Raw genomic sequence first — 24,605 nt, 5'->3', positions numbered from 1 at the left:
GGACGTGTCTGCTAGGCGCGATCACCGAGGACGGTGATCGCTTTTTCTCCCGATTCGAAGAGTACGTCACCGCCGACCACGCAAAACATTTCATTTTGGCATTATGCAAAGAGTTCGAAGATGACTTGATCGTCGTTCTAGATGGAGCGCCGTATTTCCAGGCGTCGGCCGTCACGGACCTAGCGGCCCGTGACGACCTCGCCTTCGTGACGTTACCGTCGTATTCGCCAGAGCTCAATCCTGTTGAAGAGTGCTGGCGACAACTCCAAGACGCTCTTAGCAACCGATTCTTTGACTCGCTCGATGAACTAACTTCGGCGATCGACACCGCTCTTGGCCAGCTATCTCTTCCAGAAATGAGTAATTACTTCTAATGACTATTATAGACAGTACCGATCACTCAACGTTGTTTGAGCGGAAGTTCTAATCGTTACTATAGGTCAACCTGATTCTAGAGCTAGTAAATAACAATTGTACTCCTGATATTCCCATACAGCAACTCCCCTCTTTCGAAGACGGGGACTGAAATTTAACGATATTGAATCAGAGCTTCAAACGAAACATTCATACATCCTCTACGGAACACACCATTTACGAATATGAAAGATACAACAGAGAACACGTTAGCAGCGGTTGAAAAGGCATTCAATATAATAACCACAATCCAGAAAATCGGACCTGTTCAAGTGACAGAACTCGCAGAGTACCTCGGTATCCCAGATAGTACAGCTCAAGTTCATTTAAACACATTAAAAACGCAAGGATACGTTCGTAAAGAGGGCGGAAAATACGATCTGAGTCTGAAATTTTTAGATCACGGCGGCTATGTACGGAGGCGTCAGAGGGTATATCGTGCGGCCAAACAACATATAAATAGTCTTGCTGAGGAAGTCGGCGAAGCTGCAAATCTTGGGGTTGAGGAGAATGGTCAACGGGTGCTCGTGTACAAGTCCGAAGTGCCGGAAGGTGCAATATACGACAACGCTCCGACCGGAGAACGGACACACCTCCACTGGACAGCATTAGGCAAAGCACTCTTGTCAGAACTCCCTTCGAAGCGCGTCCACGAGATCATAGATGAGTACGGATTGCCCTCAAAAACTGAACATACAATCACTGATCGCGAAGCTCTTATAGAGGAACTTGAAGTGACTCGTGAACGTGGGTACTCGATTGAAGACGAAGACCGCCGCAAGGGCATAACAGCAATCGGCGTCCCAATTATGGGAGAAAATTCCAACAAGCCAGTCGGTGCTGTCTGTGTTTCTGGACCTCGGAGCCGGCTCTGGAATGATGGTATAGAGCCCGAACTTGTTGAGGCCGTGCAAAATACGGTCAACGTTATCGAACTACAATACAATTATTATCTTCCCACCGAGTCTTGACGCATATTGCGTTTACAAGAGTTCTCCCTAATGCTGAGTTGTTTCCTCGGTGCCAATTTTCTCTTGAATCTGGTTTGAGGTGTTTGAACATATCCATATCCGACAACGGTCTCCAACCAACCAATGTTGCAGACGATTTATTAATATTAAATCCACTCACGATTCTGTAGGTAGTGTTTGGTCTAGATCATTATGGCAGCGAGAGTCTCTCTACAATCATTTTCGACTGGTTCCAGTCGTGTGGCTGAAGTAATTCAGAAATGACGAGATTTCCTTCGCTTTAATTTTCGAAAAGCTTGGTCTGTCAAATACGGTCCCTGAGTTGAGGTGAAGTGCTACCGATTTTGAGACCACGACTATCAACCATTCATATGCCGACTCAATTTCCGCCTCCTACCCCAAGCACCGTTATTCAACAGAGCAGAATTTCCATAGATAAACACGACCCGACGTATAGCCCCCATTTTTTTATACTCCGGCCGTCGCGGTCTTATTGATGACGTTTGAGATAGCTATATCCCAGACGGATTTCCCAGATATTGAAACAGAGACATCCGTGTTCGAAACAGCCGATATCGGCGTGGACGTGACTGCCGGTTCTGCGAAAAGCGAGGCTGAACTCATCGACTTAGCGTCGGACGCCGATGGACTCATCGTCCAGTATGCACAGGTGACCGAGTCGGTGCTGTCGGAACTACCGAACTTATCAGTCGTGTCTCGGTACGGTATTGGTGTTGACAACATCGATATTGAGGCCGCGAGTGAGCACGGAGTTGCAGTCACGCATGTACCTTCGTACTGCGAGGAGGAGGTCGCAACCCACGCATTCTCACTCCTCCTGACACTAGCTAGGAGGACAGCACAGTACGACAGCGAAGTCAAGTCTAGCACTTGGGACTGGAAGAACGGTCGACCGATAGAATCGTTGACCGGGAAAACGGTCGGGTTCGTGGCGTTCGGCAAGATACCACGACGGTTCGCTGATCTGGCCGCCGGCTTCAATTTCGAGTACGTCACCTACGATCCATACCTATCCGAGGACGATATCGTCGACCATCCGGTCGAAAAAGTCGACTTTGACACACTTCTGTCTGAGTCGGACATCATCTCGATCCATACGCCGCTTGTCGAGGAAACCTGCCATATGTTCGACGACAACGCCTTCGCACAGATGAAGGACTCGGCGTTTCTCCTCAATACATCTCGTGGACCGATAATTGATGAGACAGCGCTGAACAAAGCACTTGTTGAAGATGAGATTGCCGGTGCTGGCCTCGACGTAATGGAGGAGGAGCCGACACACGAATCTCCCCTGTTTGAACACGATGATTTGGTGGTGACGCCTCACGTAGCGTGGTACTCTGAGGCGTCGCTGACCGAACTGCGTCGAAAGGCCGCCGAGAATATCGTCAATGTTATTCAAGGTGACCAGCCCCATGGATTCGCCAACCATGAGCAGGTGAGTTTGTGATATGATATAATGGATTATAATAGACAACTTTTATTTATGATGAGGGTATACACACAGTCGCTATGCCCCAAGATAGGCGCACATTCCTGCATAGAGCTGGAGCACTAACGGCCTCGGCAGGGCTTGCAGCGACTGCCGGTTGCAGTTCAATTACTGGTAATGGGGGAGGTAACTCTCAATCCGATGGTGAGGGGGGTGTCGAGATGCCTGAGATGACCGTAACGCTCGGACACTCGGGCCCGGAAGACATTACTCAGCACCAGCACCGTGCGGCGATGACGTTTAAGAACTACATCGAATCCGCGACAAACGGCAACTTCACTATCGAGGTCTCGCCTGGCGGTGCTCTTGGAAGCCTCCGAGAGATGATTGAACAGAACCAGTCGGGTTCGCTCGAGCTCGTTGGTTCGACTGCCGAAGGTCACCTCGCCCCATTCTACCCGAATATCAATGTGTACGCCCTCCCGTACGCGTTCCGTAACGTCGAAGTAGCAAACTACGTCTTCGATAAGAAGTTCGGCGACACACTCTGGAAAGACTTCCGTGAGAAAACTGGGCTTCGCATGCTGACGTGGTACGATAACGGCGGATTCCGATCGTTCGGCATCGCGGGCTCAAAGATCAAATCCATAGACGACATGAAAGGGCTCGACATCCGGACGATGCAGATTGAAGCCCACCAAAAGCTGGTCAGCGAGCTCGGTGCGAATCCGACACCGATTGACTGGAACGAACTGTACCAGGCAATCGATCAGGGTGTCGTCGATGGGCAGGAGAACTCTATTCCGACTGTCATTTCCGGCGACTTGCACGAGGTCCTTGACTTCATCATCCTAGACCGCCACGTATTCACGATGAACTTCATCCACGCTAATGAAGAGTGGTTCCAGAGTCTACCACCGTATTACCGGCGACTGGTCATCGACGCGGGCCACTTAGCGTCTAAAGACGCCCGGAAAATCAACCGTATCCAGCGCAGACGTGGGGTCCAGACCGTTGAAGAAGCTGGCGTCACGGTCTACGACCCGCCTCAGGATGTCATCGAGGACTTCCGCAAGGCGACTCAAGAGCCCGTCGGCGAGCTTGTGCGCGAAAAGATGGATAACCCCGAACTGGTCGACCAGATGCAGGACGCGATCAAACAGGCCGAGAAGGACCTAGGATACCAGTAGCGAACCCATTGTAGACGGGACCGAGCAGCGCAACAGCCCAATCAATAGTTATTTCCAACAAGTATGTACGAAATACTCAGTCCGATTACAACGACCGACGATACACGCTCCCTACAGCAATCCACTGCTCTAGCCGAGTTCCCGATGCGACGAGACGAGGTTCAGGTTACGCTGTTGTACGTTTTTGACGAACTTGAGTCAGATCTCGGTGGGACCGTGTCGATGAGAGAACACAGCCAGGTTCCTGAGAGCGTCACCACGATCCGGGACGAGTTACGCGACAGTGACTTTCAGGTCGAAGCTCTCATCGCTGAGGGGAATCCCGCGGATATGATCGTCGGTGTCGCAGCGGACCGCGACGTCGACCATATCGTGGTCGGCGGCCGTCAGCGGTCGCCTGCTGGGAAGGTTATATTCGGAAGCGTGACGCAGTCGGTTATTCTGGACTCAGACGTGCCGGTGACAGTCGTGTCAGTCGACGCGGAGGGCGAAGGAGGCGACAGGCCATGACTGCTATCCGTGGATCAATGGGAATTGGAGCGGCGACAGGAGGTTCTAACCGGAGGTGTCACTCGGGATGTTGACGCTAAACATCGAAGAAGGTAGCCAAGCCTACCACGCCACGAAGCGCTTCGATGAAGTCATCCAGAGCCTCGATCGACGGCTCAGGCAGTTCTGTCTGGTTCTTCTATCAATCCTCGTCAGCGTGGTGGTCCTCAACGTTGTGATGCGGTACGTATTTAGTGAGTCGCTCCTCTGGGCCAACGAGCTTTCGCGGTATCTTATGACTTGGTTCGCACTCCTTATGACTGCCTCACTCGTCAACTCCGACGATCATCTCAATGTGGCAATCGTCTACGATAAGTTCAGCAAGCAGACGCAGTACAGACTGCAGAGTGCGACGATGTTACTGTACGTGTTCGCCGGGCTCATCTGGACTAACTTCGGTATCCAGTACTGTCTTGAGGCCGGGCTCAGAGCAACCGCGCCGGCTCTTGAATTCCAGATGATTTGGGTCTATATGATCATCCCTATCACCGGCGCCCTAGTAACTCTCTTTTCCGGCGCACGGTTCATCCGTCTGGTGATCTTCGGACAGACAGAAACATTGGAGACCCATTACACGGAGGCAGATGGGGAGGGGAGCCAGCATGATTGAACTCGTTCCACTGCTGGCTATCCTGCTCGCGCTTATTTTCGCGCGGATCGACATCGCGTTCGCCATTGGGACCGTCTCCTACCTCTGGCTATTTATTGCTGGAGAGTCAATGACCACCGGAGTAACGCGGATATTCAGTGGTCTGAACTCCTTCGTACTCTTGGCGATTCCGTTTTTCTTACTGGCTGGCGAATTGATGAACAATTCCGAGATCACGGACCGGATCGTCCGGTTTGCCAACTACACTATCGGTCGGATTCGAGGTGGACTCGCACAGGCGAACGTCCTCGCGAGCCTGTTCTTCGCCGGTATTACTGGGGCTGCAGTAGCCGACGTCGCTGCGCTCGGCTCGGTGTTTATTCCGTCAATGACTGAAGAGGGGTACGATCAGGACTTCAGTTCTGCCATCACAGCGGCTTCGTCGATTGTCGGACCGATTATCCCACCGAGCATTATTATCGTCATCTACGGCTCAGTCACCAGCACGTCCATCGGGGCCCTATTTGCCGCAGCGGTTGTTCCTGGCCTTATGCTGGGAGCCGCGCTAATGGTCATTACCGGCGTACTCTCGGTGAGACAGAACTACCCCAGCCACTCACCCGATGTCCCCCGAGGAGAGGTCCCGTCGCTAATCTTTGATTCGCTGGTTGCGCTGACGATGCCCGCGATCATCCTGGGGGGCATCCTTGGTGGAGTGTTCACGCCGACAGAAGCCGCAGCAATCGCATGCGTCTACGCGCTGTTAATTGGTGGCGTCTTTTACCGGACACTAGGTCGAGATGATATTCGCGAATCACTAAGCGTCACGCTTGAACGATCGACTCAGCTATACGCAATCATCGGATTTGCGTCTATCTTGTCGTGGATGCTCGCAAAGGAAGGCATCACCCGAGAACTCGCGGCGGCTCTGATTGAGATGGGACTCGGACCTATCGCGTTCATGTTGGTAATCGGGCTCGTTTTGCTATTCGTTGGTACCTGGCTTGAAATTGGTGCTGCGGCGATTATTCTGGCGCCGACCCTCGCATCGATTGCACAGACCCTCGGAATCCCGGCATATCAGTTCGGGATTATGTTCATCGTGACGTTGAACTTCGGGCTCATTACGCCACCACTTGGCATCTGTCTATTTGCGGCTTCTAGTGTCTCGGAACGGCCTGTCTGGGAAATCAGCAAGAAGATTGTCCCGTTCTACGTTGCCGACATCGCAGTTCTACTCGCGATTATTTATTTCCCGGAACTTACGCTCGCATTCCCCCGATTAGCCGGGTTCTGACTGCTGACATTTGCTTCCGTGACAAATTCTAATCTCTCACATCCTTACAATTTATAATCTTTAGTGGCGAGGTAGGAGTGTTTAGTTTGGAGCATTGTGCCAGCGAGCGAAGCTCTACAACCAATTTTCGGCTGTTTCGGGCTGACATGACTGAAGCAGTTCGAAAACGACGAGGTTCGCCGCTTCAACTCTCGAAAAATCCGTTCGACAGCGTTCCGATTTCTGTGGCGACGTACCTGAAATTGGAGGCTGGCTCGTCGGAGTACTGTTTGGAGGTGTTATGCGCTATCAATGAAAGATACGTCGGTTTTGACTAATATTCCCAGAGAAATATCTTAGTGAGAGTAATAGTAGATGTGGAAAAAGAATCAGAGGTGAAGGGTTCACTTATCTGTGGGTTAGCAGCGGCGTACAGCCAGAATTGCTGATTGTTGATGCAAATCACCATTCGTCTTTAGCTAAAACTTACACCTCGGTTGCGTAGCGGTAGTGAGAGTCTCCTATAGAATCGGTCGTTGTTGATTGATTTTCTGTGCATCTTAGAACAACCGCTCCAATAACGTAGATGGTGAATAGCCGAGGTACTCACCGAGTTCGTAGAAGCTGAGTTGGACATGTGATCGAAAGGTCGCTGCCCAGCGTTCCGGTAGGAATATGATTTCACCGTCGGTTTGTTCGGTAACCAGATTCAACAGATCGCGAGTCACCAGCGGCGACAGGAGCGCTGCGTACAGAATGATGATTTTCACGACATCTGCGTTGCTAGTATCGAACTTGACCAGCTCGTAACGCGTCTTAAACTCACGGATCAACGTTTCTACCTCTCGGCAAAACCGATACAGCGTTGTGAAACCTACCGACAAGAGCTCGTTTCTTGATCGAGTCGTGATATAAAGATAATCGTCGTCATCATCGTCCACGATTCGGACGGCGACGAACTCGTCAGCCGTCTCTTCGGGGTTGTCCTCGACGAACGTCTTATCCAGGCACTCAGCGCGAACCTCTTCGGCGTCGTCGGGACGACGCAGATTCATCGGGCGCGGATCTAATGTATTCATTCCAGCTTCCCGAAACTTCTGGTTCAAATGAGCCGAATAATACGTGACGCTGTAGTAGTCCTCGATTAGCGCGTGAATCTGCCTGGACGTCCACGGGTGGCCGTCTTCAAGGATGGCACACAGTTCGTCCTACTGCGCAAGAGTGGGCTTTGGCAACCGGCTGCCGCCGCCGAAGCGTGGCCAAAGTCTCTCTCTACCTCATCATCATTCCATATGCGTGCCCAGCAACGCATCGTGGATCGAGAGATTCCGACACGTCGGCCTACTGGTTCACGCGTATCGCCCTCATAGAGATTCCTGATAGAGATACAGCCGCCGGACGAGATGGCTCTCGTCTGCCGATTGCGCGTCCGTAATCGCTTAATCGAGTTCGTCCTCAATTAGATGCTTCACTAACAGCCCACGTTGAGTATTCTTCATTACGAATGGTACACGTCTAGAGGTGTCAACTCTTCTCAGATCACTCACTGGCGGCGGTCAGTAGCCGGGTCGCAGGCCGCATCAACCACAGCTATCGCACACGATGTCCCCCGCATGCTGCTGGCCGAGATTTGGATCCACCTGCTGTCTAGTGATTTTCTCGTTTGTTGGAAAGGTCAGCGTGGCGGTCTAAAATACTATGTTGTCAATAGAACCTCATTCAAGCTATAGAACCTCAAAAATAAATACGACTCATCGCCAAGCGGATAGATTTAAGCGAGGAGCCGCCCAACCGCCGTTCGTGAGCCCCACGATCACCCGCATAGAGAGTACCGAGTTCGCCTATTCGATCGAGGACGTCGGCACCGACGAGGCCGGGTTCAACCTCGTTTACGACCCAGGCGAGACGACCGAACGGAAGCTGTTCGCCCTGCAGATCCACACGGACGAAGGGATCACCGGCGAGTACGTTGGCGGTAGCTCCCCCGGAGCGGCGCAGATTAATATGTTCGCTGACTACCTCGTCGGGAAGAACCCGCTCGACCGGGAGCGTCACTGGTCCGAGATCAAACGCGCCCTCCGCAAGTATGACCGGATGGGTATGGGCCCGATCGACATTGCGCTGTGGGACTTCGCGGGGAAGTACTACAATGCCCCGATCCACGAGCTTCTAGGCACGTACCGCGAGCGCCTGCCTGCGTACGCCTCAACGTACCAGGGCGACGAGAACGGCGGCCTAGACTCACCTGAGGCCTTCGCAGACTTTGCCGAAGAGTGTCGCGACCGTGGGTTCCCCGGGTTCAAGGTCCACGGCTGGGGCGGCAGCGACGCCTCCCGCGACGTCGACCGCGAGATAGAGACGGTCCACGCCATCGGCGAGCGCGTCGGCGACGATATGGATCTGATGCTCGACCCGGCCTGCGAGTACGAGACCTGGGCCGACGCCCTGCAGGTCGGCAAGGCCTGTGACGAGCAGGACTTCTTCTGGTACGAGGACCCCTACCGCGACGGCGGCATCTCCCAGCATGGCCACGAGAAACTGAATGAACGCCTCGACACACCAATACTCCAGACCGAGCACGTCCGGGGGCTAGAGCCCCACACCGACTTCGTCGCCAACGGCGCGACCGACTTTGTCCGCGCCGACCCTGAGTACGACGCGGGCATCACCGGCTGTATGAAGATAGCCAGCGTCGCGGAAGGGTTCGGCCTTGACGTAGAGTATCACGCTCCGGGGCCGGCCCAGCGCCACTGCTTCGCTGCGACACGCAACAGCAACTACTACGAACTCGCACTGGTCCACCCTGACGCGAAGAACTCGACCCCACCCGTCTACGAGGGCGGCTACTCCGACTACATCGACGCCGTCGACGACGACGGGACCGTCAAGGTCCCGGACGAGCCGGGACTGGGTGTCGAGTACGACTGGGACTACATCCAAGACAACGCCACGGGCAGTATCCACGTCTACGAGTAATAATGACATACAACGCAGGCATCATCGGAACGGGCGGTATCGCAGGTATGGGTATCCTCGGTATGCACGACGAGGAGGCCATCGGGACCGAGAAGATAGACGCGAGCCACGCGGGCGGCTACGAGAGCACCGACGACGTCGAACTCGTCGCCGTCGCCGACGTCAACGAGGAGAAACTCGCGACGTTCGGGGAGGCCTGGGATATCCCCGCCGACGGGCAATATGTCGGTCACGAGGCTATGCTCGAGTCCGAGGATCTCGACGCTGTCTCCGTCTGTACCCCCTCGTTCCTCCACCACGAGCACGTCGTGGATGCCGCGCAGTCGGCGGCCTCGCCGGACGTCATCTGGTGTGAGAAACCGATCGCCTCCTCCGTGGCCGATGCCGAGGAGATGATCGATGTCTGCGAGGAGGCCGATGCCGAACTCGTCGTCAACCACTCGTTCCGGTTCACGGATAAGCTACAGACGCTCCGGGATCTGATGCACGAGGAGAACCTGCTAGGCGAGGTCCACTCGATTAGCGCCCAATTCCGGATGGAACTACTGCGCAACTCGACGCACCTCCTTGACACGCTCATCTACCTGCTCGATACACGGGCCGAGGAGGTCAGCGGCTACATCACGGGCAAGAACGAAGCCGTGGACTCGCTTGACGCCGCCCAGGCCGTTGACGACGCCGGTGGCGGCGGGTACGTCGTGATGGACGACGGGACGTTCACGACCATCGACTGTACCGTTCCGCGCGAACCATCCTCGATGACGCTGAACTTCGTCGGGTCAGCGGGCAAGCTCTATATGAACAACGACGACGGCGAGTGGCGCTACTGGCGCATGGAAGACGGCGACCACGTCGAGAAACCTCTGCCCGGTATCGAGGGCTCCTGGACCTGGGACGACGACTACCAGCGCTCGTTCGCGAACGCGGCCCACCACGTCGAGGCCCTCCTCGACGGGACCGCGGAGAACGGCTCGACCGGCGAGGAGGCAAAGCGCTCCTTGGAAATCATCGTCGCCTTCTACATCTCTCACTACACCGAGTCGACGGTCGCTATCCCGCTGGACCGCCCGCTCCGGGACGTCGAGATCACCTCTTGGTGAGCGTCGAGGCAGTCGGTCGCCGCCGGCCTATTTCTCACAGGTTGCGTGAGCTCCCCGCTGGCGACCCGGACGCCGACTGCATCTTGGAGCCAGCCGTACCTCTCCACATCCTCGAGCGGGACCACTCCATCGAATCAGTAGACGTCTATGCCCGCGAGCTCGCGGCCGACCTGTCGGGCGGTCGCGGCGTTGCACGCGTAGTTCGTGTCGACTATGAGCGTCACGTCCGGGCCGACCGCCTCGCGTATCCGCGCGACGAGTTCAACGTCTTCTGCAGGGGCGTGCCCGAGCGGGGCGAGGCCAACCATCGCCTTCACGGCGCCGAACAGCTCGGCGTTCGTGGCGGCCTCGTCGCCGATCTGGTTGTACTGCTCGGTCAGCAATGCGCCGTGCTCAAAGTGGTGGCCGGTCGCGTAGGCCCGAATGGCGTCCCGACGGCGGCCACCGAGCAACGGGGCGAGGGACCCGCCCCAGAGCGTCCCCCGAAGTCCCAGAGCGCGACATTGACGCCGCTGACGGACGACAGTGGCACCACTAACTGCTAGGTCGCTCGGCAAGCGTCTATAGGTCGTAGTAGATACGCTCGACGTTCGTCAGGTCCCGCCGCCCGACGCAGGGCGGGAGAAACTCCGCAACGGTCTCGCGGGTCCCGACGACGGGGCCCCAGTACTCACCTCAGCTGACGGTCTCGTCGGCGCCCTCGACGCGGACAAGCAGCACCGTCCGCTCGTCGACCCACGCCTCCGCGTAGCCGAACGGCTCCTCGATGGTCGAGCGGAGCGGTATCGCCTTGACGTCCGGACGGCTGTCGCTGCTATGACAGTCGGCGACCCATCGAGGCTGGAGCTTGTCCTATGGGTCGGGCAAGGTGGCACCACCCAGTCGACGCGTCGTTCTCGGGCTCGCCGCTACCGCCGGTCGCTCGACGTGCTCACTCGGCGTCGATCGCCTTGACGACGTCCTCGAACGCGCCCTTCAGGAGCGTAGCATCGACGGAGACGGCGACGTACTGGATGCCCACGTCGATCCACTGCTGGGCCAATTCCGGCGTGTCGGCGTACGTGCCAAGAATCTTGCCGGCCTCGCGCGCGCGTTCACAGACATCCTCCATCGTCTCCTCGACCCGGTCGTCGGTCACCTGGCCGGGGATGCCAAGTGACTGTGAGAGGTCGTACGGGCCCAGGAAGACGACATCGATGCCCTCAACCGCGAGAATCTCGTCGAGGTTGTCGAGGCCGGCCTGCCCCTCGACGTGGACGATGACGAGCGTCGACTCGTTTTGCTCGTCAGTGTAGTTCTCACCGCCATCGTACTCGCCCGCCCGCACGTACGGCGAGAGGCCGCGCTCGCCGAGGGGCTCGAACCGCGCGGCGGCGACGGCGGCTTCCGCGTCGGCGCGGCTCTCGATCTGGGGGATCTGGACGCCGGCGGCGCCGATGTCCAGCGCGCGCTGTATCTCGGGAGGAGCGTTCTCGCGGACCCGGACGACCGGGCTTGCACCGCCGCGCTCGGCCGCCGCGCACAGCGGGAGCGACGTCTCCGCGGTCAGGGGCCCGTGTTCCTGGTCTAAGATGGTGAAATCGAAGCCGGCCAGGCCACTCACCTCAGCGACGGCCGCTGAGTCGATGCTCTGGAACGTGCCGACGGTCGTTGCTCCACTCTCCAGTTGCTGCTTGAGGGTTTGCTCACCCATACAGTGAGTATGCACCCGGGGGAACATTAATCTCAGTGATAGGCGTTTGCCGCGATGCCCCGCCACTGGGCAACTGTTGGCACACGCAGTCGGTAACACCGGCTGTGTCGTCGGCCACCAGAATACGGCGCCGGTGCGGCTAGGAAGGGTTTTGTGGGACCCGGTCGATCCATCTAGCGTGCCTCTCGACTACACGCACCAGCCGATCACAGTCGCTGGTAAGACTGCTGTCGTCGTCGGCGGAACGAGCGGGATCGGACGCGCTATCGCACTTGGATTCGCCGCGGAGGGGGCCGACGTCGTTCCCACCTCGCGAACGCCGGAGAAGGTCGAGCGAACGGCCGCGGAGATCCGTGAGCGGGGCGTCGAGACTGTCGAAGCCACCTGCGACGTCACCGACCGAGCGTCACTCGAACGCCTCCGCGACGATGTGATCGACTCGCTCGGCCACGTCGACGTCCTGGTCAACTCGTCGAGTAGCATCGCCCGGAGCAGCGTCTCCGCGGTGACCGAAGACGAGTGGGAGGGTGTCCTCGACGTCCAGCTCGATGGGCCGGTCCGGGCGACGCAGGTGTTCGCCAAACGTATGGACGAAGGCGCCGTCGTCAACATCTCCTCCGCGTCCTCGGTGTCGGCGCTGCCCGATCTCGCCGCGTACACGACGGCCAAGGGCGGGATCGACGCGTTCACCCGCGCCGCCGCCGCCGAACTCGGACCCGAGATCAGGGTCAACGCTATCCGGCCGGGCTTCGTCCGCACGGAACAGACCAAAGGCACCTACAGCGAGGGTGACCACCGCTACGAAGTGATTAAGTCCCGGACGACGAACGGACGGCTCGCGGAGCCCGCCGAGATAACCGGCGCCGCGGTGTACCTCGCCAGTGACGCCGCGTCCTACACTACCGGCGAGATACTCACGGTCGACGACGGCTTCCTCAGTGCTACCTTCGAGGAGTGATCGTCCCTAGAATTTGTACTGCGCTGTCCTCGCCCGTCGTATGAGCGAGGCAGACGTCGTCGGCTACCTCGCCGAGCCGGAACCGACCCAGCTGAAGGGGTACGAATTGCCGACGCCTGAACTGGGCGGCTTCTTGACTGAGATCATCCACGCGAACATCTGTGGCTCGGAACTGCATATCCGACAGGGCGGGTACCCCGCCTCTGGGAGGGTATCCTCGGATATGAGGCGCTGTACCAGGTACCGACCGCGGCGGCGAGGTTCGAACCAGCACCGGTGAGGCTCTTTCTGAGGACGATCTCGTCGTCTTCGCCTACTTCGTGACGTGTAGTGAGTACCGCAGCTGTGGCCGCGTGAATCCGGGGATATCCAGAGTACGCTACGTGACTCGGAGACCCGGACGGTCACGCGAGCGATGCTCGTCCTCAAGTGATCCGCGGCCGTCGCACGATTGCAGGCGACCTTCTCAGTCGGCGCACCCGGAGCCACCGGCTCCGGTAACCCCGCGTACCCGTCAGATATAGTGAACAAGAGTTCCCGGTAACTAACCTCGGTGAGGGAAAGAAACGGGTACGTACAGGCCATACGACACCGGGAACGGGATACTACCGGCTCGAGAGCGGTGCTCGGACATATTGGATGCGATCGTTTCTGGCCGGAGCGGCTGGTTTCACGCCCCCACCCGTTCGTCGTTGTGACCAGATGTAGAGTGACAAAATATATCTAAACTACCTCATTATCTCTACAATGGTCTCAGTTACTGCACGAGTCGGCCACTTTCGTCTATGACGGATCCCCGGAGGACACGGTGACTGTCGAGTAAGTGTGCGGCCCGCGGGTGTTGTCTGAGTCTGCACAATCGGAGGCTCGCAGTTGTGAAACGTACACACCGAGAACTGTAGTGGTAAATCTGGTCCGGGAGTCTCCTCTGGATCAAACCTGACTGCCACACTCGCCACACTCGCTCAGCAGTTGTCAGCGCCGACCGTATGTTCACTACTGTTGAAAATTCCACTAAGTGGGATAGTTTAAGTTTAATCAGGCATCTACCGGACCAGCGGATGCGCGGGCCGGGGCTCGCCTGGATAATGGTACTCGGTGACAGACCATTTTTGCCGCCGGTACGGCACTCGCTCCAGAGGTCGGTCAGTCGGGGTGATAGGGCGCGAGACGCGTCGACCTACAGCGACGGGCCGACACGATTGATGGCGAACTTCGTGAGGCCGTGTCGCTCCGCGGCCGTCGACTCGCCGTCGGCCGCGCGCCGCAGTTTCGCGAGCAGGTCCCTGGGCGTCGCCGACCGGGCGTCGACATCGATGTCGTCCGCGAGCACCGCGGCCGTTGAGCCCTCGCCCGTGATCTTGAGGACGGGGACCACCGGGTGGCCCGTCGGTACCCCCTCGGCGGTGACGTGGATGACTATCGATGCGCCGGCGGCCGCGAGCGCCGTCGCGGCCTCCTCGAACCGGGAAGGCGCGTCGACGACGACGAGCCCCTGGTCAACGGACGGTCGGCCGCCATAGGGGACGAATTCGTCGATGTCGGCCTCACCCCAGGTTCCCGCGACGTCCTCGAAGGGGCTCTCCGCGGCGGTGCGGACAACCCCGCGGACGTTCCCGGGCTGGTCGGTATCACGCTCAACAGCCTCGCGCATCGCCGCTGCGACCTCGTCATTTGCCGCTCGGGCGATGGCCGCGTCGGTATGGGGCACGAACCGCTCGGTGCCAGCAACGGCGACGCACGCACCCGCATTGAGGAGCGCTTCGACCGTCCCACCAACGAGCGGATCCGCGACCTCCCGGGTCGACCCGGCGAGGTCAGAACTCACGACACCGACGGTTAGGTCGGACAGCGAGGCCTCAGTGGCGTTGACGGCGGCCGCCTCCTCGGCAAGTTCGCCCGTCGCCTCAACGCCTTCCTTGATGCAGGCATCCGAACCGCCGGCATCCTGGATAGCCGTCTCGCGCACCGATACGTCGGCGTCGGCGACGCGGTCGGCGAATGGGCCGCTTTGTAAGTGTTCACAGCCCAGGCCGACGACGGTCACGCCGGCAACATTGGGGTTCTGCGCGATATTAAGAAGCGTCCGTTCCGTCTGCTCGTGGTCGGACCCGATTTGGGCGCAGCCGTGATCGTGTGGCACGCTGACGGCGCCATCGGTCGCATCGGCGATGCGCTCGGCGACGATGTGCGAGCAGATGACAGAGGGCACGACAAGGACGTGATTCCGGACGCCGACGTTCCCGTCTGCGCGGCGGTAGGCGTCGACAGTCGCCTCCAGCGGGTCGGTCGCTTCTCCCGAGGAGGCACCGCCGGTCTCCGGCAGTGTCATCAGGCCACCTCCTCCTCGGCCGCGTCGACATCGCCGCGGCCGCGCTTACTCTCTATGTTGTGCGTGTGGACCCACTCGCCGGGCGCTATCGCCTCGGTCGCTTGGCCGATGGGCTCGCCGTACTTACGGACGGTGTCGTCCGGTTCCAAGGCGACCAGGGCAATCTTGTGTCCGAACGGGATGTCTTCGGCGAGTTCGATAGCGCCGCCGTCGTAGGGAATCTCGTCGCCTGCTTCGAGGTCATCGATGGCGGTGACGACGTTGTCCTCGGCGACCATATGTAAGCCGAGGTCACCCAGCACTTCGCCCTTCATATGTTCCCCCGGAGCTCGCGTAGCTCGTTGGGCTGGAGCTCGTTGATGGCGAACTCCTCGAGGCGGCGTAACTCGGCGGCGGTCTGCTGACCGCTGGCCACGGCGAGGAGTGTCTGGTAGATACGCTCGCCGACCGAGTCTATGGACTCGCCGTCGAAGACCGTGCTCGCGTCGACATCCATATTATTCGAGAGCCGGTCGGCGGTCTGCGGGTTGCCCGTCACCTTGATTACGGGCGCGAGCGGGTTACCGGTCGTGGAGCCACGGCCGGTCGTGAACGCAACGACCTGACAGCCACCGGCGACCTTGCCGACGACGCTCTCGACGTCGTATCCGGGCGTGTCCATCAGAACTAGTCCGCCGCCCACGGGCAGTTGCTCGGCGTAGTCGACGATACCCTGGACTGGAGACGTCCCGCCCTTCGATATCGCGCCGAGGCTCTTCTCCTCGATGGTCGTCAGCCCGCCCTCCTGGTTGCCCGGGCTGGGCTGGGCCCCCCGGAGGTCGACGCCCATCAGCTCGGCCGTCGATTCCCGCTGGTCGACATAGTCGAGCAGGCGCTCACGGACGTCCTCGTCGGCACAGCGGTCTGAGAGGATGTGCTCGGCCCCGATGAACTCCGGCGTCTCAGAGAACGTGGCCGTCCCGCCATCCTTAACGAGGCCGTCGCAGGCGGCACCGACCGACGGGTTGGCAGCGATCCCACTCGTCGCGTCCGATCCGCCGCACTCGACGCCGAAGCGCAGCTCACTGGCATCGCACTCGACGCGAGGAATCTCGGCGATCTCGCCCCAGAGGTCGCTCGCAAGTTCGGCGCCCGCCTCCACGGCGGCGGTCGTGCCACCGGCCTCGCGGACCGAGAGAGTCTCGACATCGCGACCGGCGTCGGCCACATCGTTGGCGACCCTGTCGGCGTCGACGGTCTCCGTCCCCAGGCTGACGACGAGCGCCGCGCCGACGTTGGGGTTTGTCCCCGCGCCAGCTAGGGTCCGTTCTATCTGTTCGCGGGCCGCGTCCGGCGGGTCGCCCCCCATCTGGTGGGGCGTCGAGCGGACGTTCTCCCCCGCGCGGTCGGCTATCTCGTCGGCGACTGGCGACGCCGCGACCGACGTGGGCAGGACGGCGACGTAGTTCCGGACGCCTGCCGGTCCGACTGGGCGTTCGTAACCCTCGAAGCTTGCCATAGTTGTGACTCCGGCGCCCCCTGTAAAAGCGTTACTGTGCCCGCGGTCGAACTCGCTCATCGGCGCTGCGCTGGCGACGATGTAGGTCGACTACGCGCTCGTCCAGTACCCGAGCGGCGTCCTCACCGACCTCTTCGGCTGGTCAACGTCGTTCGAGTTCCTAACCGCGCCCCTGGGCGTCGCCGGCAGACTACTCGTCGCAACCGACGCACTTGGCCTGGGGTACTAACCGCCGGAGTACCGGCCAGTTGATAATCGCTCTCGGAAGTATTTTTATGCATAACTTCGACGAACCAGTGACGGATGAATTACGAGCACTTGCAGGACCCCAACGCAGAGTACACCATGCGCGAGCTCTCAGCCGAGACGATGGGAATCTCCCAGCATCGCGGCCACGGGCGCGACGTGGAGATCACTGACGTCCAGACGGTTATCGTCGACGGCAACTACCCGTGGACGCTCGTCCGCGTGTACACGGACGACGGACGCGTCGGCAATGGCGAGGCCTACTGGGGCGGCGCGCTGTCGGAGATCATCGAGCGGCTGAAACCGTTCATCGTTGGCCAGAATCCGCTGGACATCGACCGGCTGTACGAGCATATGGTTCAGAAGATGTCCGGCGAGGGTTCTATCGCCGGCAAGGACATCGCCGCCATCTCCGGCATCGAGCTCGCGCTCCACGACGTCGCCGGGAAGATTATCGAGGTGCCGGCCTACCAGCTCCTCGGCGGGAAGTACCGCGACGCGATACGCGTCTACTGTGACTGCCACACGGAGGGCGAGGCCAACCCCGAAGCGTGCGCGGACGAGGCCGCACGAGTCGTCGATGAACTGGGCTACGACGCCTTGAAGTTCGACCTCGACGTCCCCTCGGGCTACGAGAAGGACCGGGCGAACCGTCACCTCCGAACGCCGGAGATCGAACACAAGGCGGAGATAGTCGAGCGCGTGACCGAGCGGGTCGGTGACCGTGCCGACGTGGCGTTTGACTGCCACTGGGCGTTCTCCGCGGGCAGCGCGAAACGGCTGGCCCGCGAACTCGAGAAGTACGACGTCTGGTGGCTTGAGGACCCTGTCCCACCGGAGAACCACGATGTCCAGCGGAAGGTCACCCAATCCACGGGGACGCCAATCACCGTCGGCGAGAACATCTACCGGACCCATGGCCAGCGCCGGCTCATTGAGGAGCAGGCCCTGGACATCGTTGCGCCCGACGTCCCGAAGGTCGGCGGTATGCGCGAGACCCGCAAGATAGCGACGCTTGCGGATATCTACTACATCCCCGTCGCGATGCACAATGTCTCCTCACCCATAGGGACGATGGCGAGTGCCCACGTCGGTGCCGCCATCCCGAACGCCCTCGCGCTGGAGTACCACTCCTACGAACTCGGCTGGTGGGAGGACCTCGTCGAAGAGGACGATCTCATCCAGGACGGCTACATGCCCGTCCCCGAAGAGCCCGGTCTCGGTCTAACCTTGAACCTCGATGCCGTCGAGGACCACCTGGCAGAGGGCGAAACGCTGTTCGACGAAGCGTAGTCGTCGCGCTCGAAAATCGCCGAATCTCGGTGTCCAATCCTACATAGCTGGGTCGAACTCGACAGGCGAGCTGAAGGACAGACACAGCCTCTTCTATTCGGGGGCGGATTGAATCGGCCGTCGAACCCATGGAAACCACTATTTTCTCCGTTCTCCTTCCGAACCGCGCTATTCGCGCAGTTCGGCGACGTCGAACACCGGCTTGACCGTCTCGCCCTCTAAAAACGCCTCGAAGGCGGTGTCGGCGTCAAGCAGCGAGAACCGATCGTCGAGGAAACTCTCGCACTCGATCGCGTCCGAGCGAATCATCCGCAGCGAGCGCTCGAAGTCCTCGTAGGTCGAGGCGTAGGAACACTGGACGTCTATCTCCGCCCGGACGAGCCGCGAGTATTTCATCGTCACCTCACCGGTCTGGCCGACGAAGACAATCTGACCACCCTTCCGGACCTCGTCAACGGCCATCGAGAAGCCAGAGGGGTGGCCGGTCGTGTCGAATACAACGTCGTAGCCAACGCCGTCGGTCAGCGCCCTGCGTCGCTCGTCGAGTTCGTCGGCCTCGACATCGATGGTCGAGAATCCCAGTTCCTCCGCGAGAGGGAGCCGGTAGCTCACGTCCTGGCCGACCCCAGCCACGACGACGTCGCCGCCCTGCGCATCGGCGACCTGCGCTGTGAGGATACCGATCGGGCCGGGCCCGGCCACCATGACGCGGTCGCCGGCGCGCACCCGCGAGTTCTCGACGACGGCTCGCGCGGCGATGCTGGTGGGCTCTACTATGGCCGCGTGTTTCGGGGGGATCTCCTCGGGCACCGGGTGGAGGGCTGCCTCGGGGACCGCGAGGTAGCCCGCGTAGGCACCGTCGTGGTCGACACCGGTTATTACGGCGTCCTGGCAGACGTTCTCCTCGCCAATCTCGCACTGGTAGCAGTCGCCACAGCCTTGGATCGGGCGCTCGACGACGCGGTCGCCGACGGCGAACTTCGAGACGCGGTCGCCGACCTCGACGACGTGACCGCAGTACTCGTGCCCGATGACGGTCGGGAGCTCCATCCGCTCGAACGCCGACTCGAACTCGTAGATGCCCGCATCACTCCCGCAGAGACCGGCGTAGTCAACCTCGATCAGCGCCTCGTCGGGCGCCGGGGTCGGTCGCTCTCTGTCGACGAGTTCTATGGCACCGTGGCTACGGCTGGTCTTGGCAAGTCCGCGCATAGTTAGGCCTCACCTCCACCCATCATAGTTTTACGGAATCTGTTTCCCTCGCCGTTGCCGGGCGACCCGCACTGTGTCGCGCCCGGGACCCGACCCGCGCTCCTACCGTTCCGTCGGCGACGGGGCGGCGAACTGGCCGTCCTCGAACGCGATGGGCGCTGGTTCGACGACGACCTGCAGCTCCTCCTGGTCCCGGGCCTCCTCGACGAGCGCCGCCGACGCGTAGACGTGGTCGAGGTGCATAGTGTCGGTGACTCGGAGCACCCTGGCGTCGTCCGCGGATACGACACCGAGCGTCGAGAGAGCCGCCGTCAGCCCCACGCGGTCCGTTTCGACCACCGGGGGAGCCTGACACCGCGGATGGTACTCGCCGTTATGGTGTTGATCAGCGTCGACGTCCCCTCGACGTTCGCTGCCACGTCCTCGTGGACCAGGTCGGCTGAACCCATGCCCATGATGTTACCGTGGGTCCCGAAAACGATTCTCGCGCACAAGCCTGGTGAACAGAGAAACGATATAGGTCGAAAGGCGCGGTCTCCCCGCGATCACCGACAAGACGACGACCGACCGCGACATCTGCGCGAGGACCTCCCCGAGATATGCGAGGGGGACTACAACATCAATGATGAGGGGCACCACGACGGCTTACGGTGTCTCGCCGCGCCGGTGTTCGGCAACGGCGACTGCGTCTTCGGTGATGAGCGTCGTCGGCTCTCCGAACCGGGTATAAGACAAGCGCTTCACCGAGGAGATCCCACATCTCCTCAAGGAGCGGGTCAACGCTGTCGAACTCAACGTCACCTACTCCTGACGGCGAGCGGGGCCGAACGGCCCTGGGTCAGAGAACGAGGCGCTCAGTAGTTCTCATAGATAGTCTTGGTTGTCGTGAAGAAGTCCATACCGGCCTCACCCTGCTCGCGGTACGTGTTGCTCGAGGAGTTTTTCACGCCGCCGAAGGGAACGTGGAGTTCGAGCCCGGTCGACTTCTCATTGATTTTGACGACGCCGGCCTCGACGTCGTCGGCGAACTGGCGGGCCTCCGCGTAATCGTCTGTCACGATGCTCGCGGACAGGCCGTATTCGACGTCGTTCGCTACGTCGATGGCCTCCTCGTAGTCGCTTACGGAGAGTACGGCCAGCACCGGGCCGAACGCCTCCTCCTGTGCGATGGTCATCTCGGGGTCGACGTCGCTGAACACGGTCGGCTCGACAAAGTATCCGCCGGCGTCGATGTCGGGCTGCCCGCCGCCAGTCTCAAGGGTGGCCCCCTCGCTGTCGGCGATGTTGATATACTCCAGCGTCGACTCGAGTTCGCTCTGGCTGGCCTGTGGGCCTATGTCTACGCCGTCAAGCCCGGGACCGATTGACATACTCTCGGCCCGCTCGACGACGGCGTCGACGAACTCGTCGTAGAGGCTCTCGTGGACTATGGCCCGCGAGGTCGCGGTACAGGCCTGGCCGGTGACACCGAAAGCGCCTGCGGCAACGACCTCTGCCGCCTCCTCGACGTCGGCGCTGTCCAGCACGACGGTAGGGTTCTTGCCGCCCATCTCCGTCTGGATACGCTTGCCGTCGTCGGTGGCGGCGTCGTAGACGAAGTGGCCCGTGTCGGAGCTCCCGGTGAACGAGACGGCGTCAACCTCATCGTGGGTTGTAAACACGTCACCGACCTCGCTCCCGGGCCCGGTCACCATATTCACTACGCCGTCGGGGAGTCCAGCCTCGTCGAGGGCCTCTACGATGGCGTGTACCGATCCCGGTGCGAGGCTGGCTGGCTTGATGACGACCGTGTTCCCTGTCGCAAGCGCGGGGGCCATCTTCCAAGCAGGGATAGCGATGGGGTAGTTCCAGGGCGTGACGAGTCCCGCGACGCCCATAGGCTCCTTCCAGGTCGTGATGAACCGATTCTCTCCGCCAGCGTCTTTCACGTCTCCACCGTAATCGAACGCCTTCTCAGCGTAATAATAGAAGATGTCGATGGCTCGCTGAACCTCGGGCGCCGCCTCGTCCGGCGTCTTACCCTCTTCGCGGGTGATCTGCTCGATCAGTTCGTCCTTGCGCGCCTTGAGGTGGGCCGCAGCGTCTCGGAGAATCGCGCCGCGGTCGCTTGCCGGCGTCGCTGCCCAGTCGTCCGCCGCGGCGGCAGCCGCCGCGACGGCCGCCTCGGCGTCCTCGCGCGAGGAGCGCTGATAGGTCGCGACGATCTTGTCGGTGTTCGCCGGGTTCAGGACGTCGAACGTCTCGCCGTTTTCGGCTGCTGTCCACGCACCGTCAACGTAGTTACGTCTGCGCGCTGTCATCCATCCGGACGTACAACATCGACTTTTAGACCGTTTTCGGTTGCGACTGCCGGTATATTTATGTGATATGAATTTGAACCGATTTGTGATGCGGTATTACACCGTACGCAGGGACGGAGAGCAACGACTAGTGGTCGAGAACGAGAACGGCATTTTTGATCTCACCAGCGCCTGCGAAGACCTTGGACGGTTCAAGGACCTCGCGCGGGCCGCCGTAATAAGCGAGTCGTCGGTCGACGAGATCGCTGACCGACACCTCGACGCGGCCGACGAACTGGACCCGGCGGCAATCGAGTCGCCGCGCCAGCCGGTCGTCCCCGACGAGGTGTGGGCTGCCGGCGTTACCTACAGGATTAGCGAAGAGGCCCGGGAAGCGGAGAGTTCGATGCCGGAGATGTACCTCAACGTCTACGACAGCGAGCGGCCCGAGATATTCTTCAAAGCCACCCCGAACCGGACCGTCGGCCCGGACGAGGATGTCGGAGTCCGCGAGGACTCTGACTGGGACGTCCCCGAGCCAGAACTCGGGGTCGTCCTCTACAGGGGCGAACCGGTGGGCTACACCATCGGCAACGATATGAGTAGCCGGGGCATCGAGGGCGAGAACCCGTTGTACCTCCCCCAGGCCAAGGTGTACGACCGCTGCTGTTCGGTCGGCCCGGCGGTCGCATCCCCATCGACGATCGGTGACCCACACGACCTGGAGATGACTATTGATATCTCCCGGGACGGCGAGACGCTGTTCCGGGACTCAACGTCGACGGGCGAGATGGATCGCACCTGCGAGGAACTGGTCTCGTACTACACCCGCCACAACAGCGTCCCGGACCTGGCCATACTCCTGACTGGGACGGCGCTCGTCCCCGACGACGAGTTCTCACTCGAACCGGACGACAAGATCACGATCGATGTCGAGAACATCGGCCAGCTCCGGAACGATGTCCGGACCGTCTGATAGCGACGATTGGCACTCCCCAGTCGGACCGTCGCGCATCGCTCCCGGTCGCTGACTGTCTCCGCTTCTTTCGTTGTCGCGGACCACGTAGCCGCACGGTCGTCGCGTTGACCGTCATCGACAGCCGGGTCACGTGCGTCTCCGACTATCCCGATTCCACAGAGTCGGACACCGCTGCCCGATCAATCGCGGTCCCCAATGACTGTTTACTCCTTCGGCCACTTTACGCGCGGTCAAGTCCGATCCGGCCAGCTAACCGTTCGTTCGGAGATACTGAACGCAATTTCCCAAATCGCGATTCTCAGTTCGGTGTAGCTGCGTCGGATGTTTCGGCGGCTGCGGGACAGGGATCAAGGTAGTATAACGTACATGAAAATGTTATTCCCAGCCGCGAAACGCTGGACGGGCATTCGTATGTACTGAATACTGTTCCACAGTTACAACAAGAGACACGGTTGTCAGACACCGTCCGGACTGGCGTCGGGCTTATCAGCTATTCCAGCTGGAACTCGGATCCGGCGGCTGTCCGGTCCGGGTCGTGACACAGTCGGCTATCTGGACAGGGACGTAGCGGTCAGCTATCCAATCCACTGCCGAGTCCGTCGGCTATCGCCGCCGAGCTCAGACTGGCTACCATTCACTGAGATCAGACTGGCTATTTCGCCGCACCGGGGCTGACGATTTGACCGTGTCTCAGCCCGTTTACGCGCCGTCGACGACGGGGTTCGACAGCGTCCCGATCCCGTCTATCTCGGCTTCAACGGTGTCGCCGGGTTCGAGCAGTTCGGGCGGGTCACGGAAGATGCCGACGCCGCCGGGGGTACCCGTCGAGATGATATCGCCGGGACGCAGCGTCATCGCGTGGCTGACGTACTCAACCAGCTCGTAGGCGTCGAAAATGAACTCCTCGGTGTTCGAGGACTGCTTGGTCTCGCCGTTGACTTGGAGCGAAACGTCTGCGTTGTTCGGGTCGAACCCATCCCCCTTCCGGAGGACCGGTCCTAGGGGCGCGAACGTGTCGAAGCTCTTCCCACGCAGGAACTGGCCGTCCTCGAACTGCGCGTCCCGGCCGCTCACGTCGTTGACGACGGTGTAGCCGGCGATGTGATCCTCCGCGTCCGCGGCGTCGACGCGGTAGGCTTCCCGCCCGATAACGACACCGAGTTCGACCTCATAGTCGACCTCATCTATCTCGGGCGGGGCTCGGATCGGGGAGCCGGGGTTAGTCACGGCCGTCGGCGCCTTGCCGAACAGCAGCGGCTTGTCTGGGATCTCCTCGTCTTGCTCTTCGGCGTGGTCCCGGTAGTTCATCCCGACGCAGACTATCTTCCCCGGTTCGGGGACCGGTGCGACCGCCCGGACGTCGTCGACGTGGTGGGTGGTCAGCGCGCCCTCGCTGACGAGTTGCCCAACGTGGCTTCGGTAGCTCTCGGCCGCCACATCTTGCAGGGACGGCGACCGGATCGGTGCGTCGGCGAGCGAGTGCACGGTGTCGCTGTCGAGGACGCCCCAGTGGCCGCCACCGCCGGCGCTGTATCGAACGAATTTCACCAGTTGTATGGGATCACGTTTGTCACTTAAGCGTTTCTGTGGCTGCCCG

The 24,605-nt window shown here is 60.2% G+C and carries 21 protein-coding genes and 3 pseudogenes; 13 read left to right on the top strand and 11 right to left on the bottom strand.

What is annotated here, in order from left to right; genetic code table 11:
* The 7 genes from EGH23_RS19435 to EGH23_RS19405 all read left to right on the top strand — a co-directional run.
* The coding region (locus EGH23_RS19435; protein WP_220581646.1) for an IS630 family transposase at nt 1–374 on the top strand (374 nt) is incomplete at its 5' end.
* 225 nt (nt 375–599) lie between these two features.
* A complete protein-coding gene (locus EGH23_RS19430; protein WP_220581645.1) occupies nt 600–1,385 on the top strand; it encodes an IclR family transcriptional regulator in 786 nt (261 codons plus the stop codon).
* A 496-nt stretch (nt 1,386–1,881) separates the two neighbouring features.
* Entirely contained in the window at nt 1,882–2,856 is a 975-nt protein-coding gene (locus EGH23_RS19425; protein ID WP_220581644.1) for a C-terminal binding protein, read from the top strand.
* A 203-nt stretch (nt 2,857–3,059) separates the two neighbouring features.
* Nucleotides 3,060–4,028: a TRAP transporter substrate-binding protein DctP gene (gene dctP / locus EGH23_RS19420; protein WP_220581643.1), complete on the top strand. Its 969-nt coding sequence runs from the start codon at nt 3,060–3,062 to the stop codon at nt 4,026–4,028.
* A 144-nt stretch (nt 4,029–4,172) separates the two neighbouring features.
* On the top strand, nt 4,173–4,538 hold the full coding sequence (locus tag EGH23_RS19415) for a universal stress protein (protein ID WP_220581642.1): 366 nt from the start codon (nt 4,173–4,175) through the stop codon (nt 4,536–4,538).
* A 70-nt stretch (nt 4,539–4,608) separates the two neighbouring features.
* Entirely contained in the window at nt 4,609–5,187 is a 579-nt protein-coding gene (locus EGH23_RS19410) for a TRAP transporter small permease (RefSeq protein ID WP_220581641.1), read from the top strand.
* Nucleotides 5,180–6,463: a TRAP transporter large permease gene (locus EGH23_RS19405; protein WP_220581640.1), complete on the top strand. Its 1,284-nt coding sequence runs from the start codon at nt 5,180–5,182 to the stop codon at nt 6,461–6,463. Before EGH23_RS19410 ends, EGH23_RS19405 begins: the two co-directional genes overlap by 8 nt.
* 114 nt (nt 6,464–6,577) lie before the next feature.
* Here the strand turns inward: EGH23_RS19405 and EGH23_RS19400 are convergent.
* Both EGH23_RS19400 and EGH23_RS19395 read right to left on the bottom strand, forming a co-directional pair.
* Nucleotides 6,578–6,908 (bottom strand): annotated as a pseudogene (locus EGH23_RS19400) (transposase domain-containing protein); the annotation flags it as partial.
* A gap of 55 nt (nt 6,909–6,963) precedes the next feature.
* Nucleotides 6,964–7,380 (bottom strand): annotated as a pseudogene (locus tag EGH23_RS19395) (IS4 family transposase); the annotation flags it as partial.
* 862 nt (nt 7,381–8,242) lie between these two features.
* Between EGH23_RS19395 and EGH23_RS19390 the strand changes: the two are divergent.
* Nucleotides 8,243–9,418, top strand: a complete 1,176-nt coding sequence (locus EGH23_RS19390) for a mandelate racemase family protein (RefSeq protein ID WP_220581638.1) — start codon at nt 8,243–8,245, stop codon at nt 9,416–9,418.
* Nucleotides 9,419–9,420: 2 nt separating this feature from the next.
* Nucleotides 9,421–10,518 carry a Gfo/Idh/MocA family protein gene (locus tag EGH23_RS19385; RefSeq protein ID WP_220581637.1) on the top strand — a complete coding sequence of 366 codons (1,098 nt, stop codon included), beginning with the start codon at nt 9,421–9,423 and terminating at the stop codon, nt 10,516–10,518.
* A 134-nt stretch (nt 10,519–10,652) separates the two neighbouring features.
* Here the strand turns inward: EGH23_RS19385 and EGH23_RS19380 are convergent, their stop codons facing one another.
* Both EGH23_RS19380 and EGH23_RS19375 read right to left on the bottom strand, forming a co-directional pair.
* On the bottom strand, nt 10,653–11,075 hold the full coding sequence (locus EGH23_RS19380; protein ID WP_220581636.1) for an enolase C-terminal domain-like protein: 423 nt from the start codon (nt 11,073–11,075) through the stop codon (nt 10,653–10,655).
* A 374-nt stretch (nt 11,076–11,449) separates the two neighbouring features.
* On the bottom strand, nt 11,450–12,211 hold the full coding sequence (locus EGH23_RS19375) for an HpcH/HpaI aldolase family protein (protein ID WP_220581635.1): 762 nt from the start codon (nt 12,209–12,211) through the stop codon (nt 11,450–11,452).
* A 178-nt stretch (nt 12,212–12,389) separates the two neighbouring features.
* On the opposite strand from EGH23_RS19375, the gene EGH23_RS19370 reads away from it, so the two are divergent.
* Together EGH23_RS19370 and EGH23_RS19365 are read left to right on the top strand one after the other, a co-directional pair.
* A complete protein-coding gene (locus EGH23_RS19370; RefSeq protein WP_220581634.1) occupies nt 12,390–13,169 on the top strand; it encodes an SDR family NAD(P)-dependent oxidoreductase in 780 nt (259 codons plus the stop codon).
* A gap of 40 nt (nt 13,170–13,209) precedes the next feature.
* Entirely contained in the window at nt 13,210–13,449 is a 240-nt protein-coding gene (locus tag EGH23_RS19365) for a hypothetical protein (protein ID WP_220581633.1), read from the top strand.
* Nucleotides 13,450–14,349: 900 nt separating this feature from the next.
* Here the strand turns inward: EGH23_RS19365 and EGH23_RS19360 are convergent.
* The 3 genes from EGH23_RS19360 to EGH23_RS19350 are packed head-to-tail and all read right to left on the bottom strand — an operon-like array spanning nt 14,350 to nt 16,999.
* The gene (locus EGH23_RS19360; RefSeq protein WP_220581632.1) at nt 14,350–15,501 is read right to left on the bottom strand and encodes a UxaA family hydrolase; all 1,152 of its coding nucleotides are present in this window, start codon (nt 15,499–15,501) and stop codon (nt 14,350–14,352) included.
* On the bottom strand, nt 15,501–15,815 hold the full coding sequence (locus EGH23_RS19355; RefSeq protein WP_220581631.1) for a UxaA family hydrolase: 315 nt from the start codon (nt 15,813–15,815) through the stop codon (nt 15,501–15,503). The genes EGH23_RS19360 and EGH23_RS19355 overlap by 1 nt, the downstream gene beginning before the upstream one ends.
* Nucleotides 15,812–16,999, bottom strand: a complete 1,188-nt coding sequence (locus EGH23_RS19350) for a UxaA family hydrolase (RefSeq protein ID WP_220581630.1) — start codon at nt 16,997–16,999, stop codon at nt 15,812–15,814. The genes EGH23_RS19355 and EGH23_RS19350 overlap by 4 nt, the downstream gene beginning before the upstream one ends.
* 303 nt (nt 17,000–17,302) lie before the next feature.
* Between EGH23_RS19350 and EGH23_RS19345 the strand changes: the two genes are divergently transcribed.
* A complete protein-coding gene (locus tag EGH23_RS19345) occupies nt 17,303–18,538 on the top strand; it encodes a mandelate racemase/muconate lactonizing enzyme family protein (protein ID WP_220581629.1) in 1,236 nt (411 codons plus the stop codon).
* 168 nt (nt 18,539–18,706) lie between these two features.
* Here EGH23_RS19345 and EGH23_RS19340 read toward each other — a convergent pair whose 3' ends face one another.
* The 3 genes and pseudogenes from EGH23_RS19340 to xacF form a co-directional block, all read right to left on the bottom strand.
* Nucleotides 18,707–19,750: a zinc-dependent alcohol dehydrogenase gene (locus EGH23_RS19340; protein ID WP_220581628.1), complete on the bottom strand. Its 1,044-nt coding sequence runs from the start codon at nt 19,748–19,750 to the stop codon at nt 18,707–18,709.
* 102 nt (nt 19,751–19,852) lie between these two features.
* Nucleotides 19,853–20,220: pseudogene (locus tag EGH23_RS26520) on the bottom strand (nickel pincer cofactor-dependent isomerase, group 22); the annotation flags it as partial.
* Nucleotides 20,221–20,604: 384 nt separating this feature from the next.
* On the bottom strand, nt 20,605–22,050 hold the full coding sequence (gene xacF, locus EGH23_RS19320) for a 2,5-dioxovalerate dehydrogenase (protein ID WP_220581624.1): 1,446 nt from the start codon (nt 22,048–22,050) through the stop codon (nt 20,605–20,607).
* 88 nt (nt 22,051–22,138) lie between these two features.
* On the opposite strand from xacF, the gene EGH23_RS19315 reads away from it, so the two are divergent.
* The gene (locus EGH23_RS19315) at nt 22,139–23,005 is read left to right on the top strand and encodes a fumarylacetoacetate hydrolase family protein (protein WP_220581623.1); all 867 of its coding nucleotides are present in this window, start codon (nt 22,139–22,141) and stop codon (nt 23,003–23,005) included.
* A 702-nt stretch (nt 23,006–23,707) separates the two neighbouring features.
* Here EGH23_RS19315 and EGH23_RS19310 read toward each other — a convergent pair.
* On the bottom strand, nt 23,708–24,556 hold the full coding sequence (locus EGH23_RS19310) for a fumarylacetoacetate hydrolase family protein (protein ID WP_220581622.1): 849 nt from the start codon (nt 24,554–24,556) through the stop codon (nt 23,708–23,710).
* Nucleotides 24,557–24,605: the final 49 nt, after the last annotated feature.

This window comes from Haloarcula nitratireducens, assembly GCF_019599505.1.
This window is presented reverse-complemented; position numbering and strand designations above follow the sequence as displayed.

Excerpts from the sequence above, each read along its gene's own strand:
- EGH23_RS19360 (WP_220581632.1), bottom strand. The coding sequence starts at position 15,501 with ATGACACTGCCGGAGACCGGCGGTGCCTCCTCGGGAGAAGCGACCGAC.
- EGH23_RS19385 (WP_220581637.1), top strand. The coding sequence starts at position 9,421 with ATGACATACAACGCAGGCATCATCGGAACGGGCGGTATCGCAGGTATG.
- EGH23_RS19340 (WP_220581628.1), bottom strand. The coding sequence starts at position 19,750 with ATGCGCGGACTTGCCAAGACCAGCCGTAGCCACGGTGCCATAGAACTC.
- EGH23_RS19430 (WP_220581645.1), top strand. The coding sequence starts at position 600 with ATGAAAGATACAACAGAGAACACGTTAGCAGCGGTTGAAAAGGCATTC.
- EGH23_RS19415 (WP_220581642.1), top strand. The coding sequence starts at position 4,173 with ATGCGACGAGACGAGGTTCAGGTTACGCTGTTGTACGTTTTTGACGAA.
- xacF (WP_220581624.1), bottom strand. The coding sequence starts at position 22,050 with ATGACAGCGCGCAGACGTAACTACGTTGACGGTGCGTGGACAGCAGCC.
- EGH23_RS19345 (WP_220581629.1), top strand. The coding sequence starts at position 17,303 with ATGAATTACGAGCACTTGCAGGACCCCAACGCAGAGTACACCATGCGC.
- dctP (WP_220581643.1), top strand. The coding sequence starts at position 3,060 with ATGCCTGAGATGACCGTAACGCTCGGACACTCGGGCCCGGAAGACATT.
- EGH23_RS19425 (WP_220581644.1), top strand. The coding sequence starts at position 1,882 with ATGACGTTTGAGATAGCTATATCCCAGACGGATTTCCCAGATATTGAA.
- EGH23_RS19365 (WP_220581633.1), top strand. The coding sequence starts at position 13,210 with ATGAGCGAGGCAGACGTCGTCGGCTACCTCGCCGAGCCGGAACCGACC.
- EGH23_RS19355 (WP_220581631.1), bottom strand. The coding sequence starts at position 15,815 with ATGAAGGGCGAAGTGCTGGGTGACCTCGGCTTACATATGGTCGCCGAG.
- EGH23_RS19405 (WP_220581640.1), top strand. The coding sequence starts at position 5,180 with ATGATTGAACTCGTTCCACTGCTGGCTATCCTGCTCGCGCTTATTTTC.
- EGH23_RS19315 (WP_220581623.1), top strand. The coding sequence starts at position 22,139 with ATGCGGTATTACACCGTACGCAGGGACGGAGAGCAACGACTAGTGGTC.
- EGH23_RS19350 (WP_220581630.1), bottom strand. The coding sequence starts at position 16,999 with ATGGCAAGCTTCGAGGGTTACGAACGCCCAGTCGGACCGGCAGGCGTC.
- EGH23_RS19375 (WP_220581635.1), bottom strand. The coding sequence starts at position 12,211 with ATGGGTGAGCAAACCCTCAAGCAGCAACTGGAGAGTGGAGCAACGACC.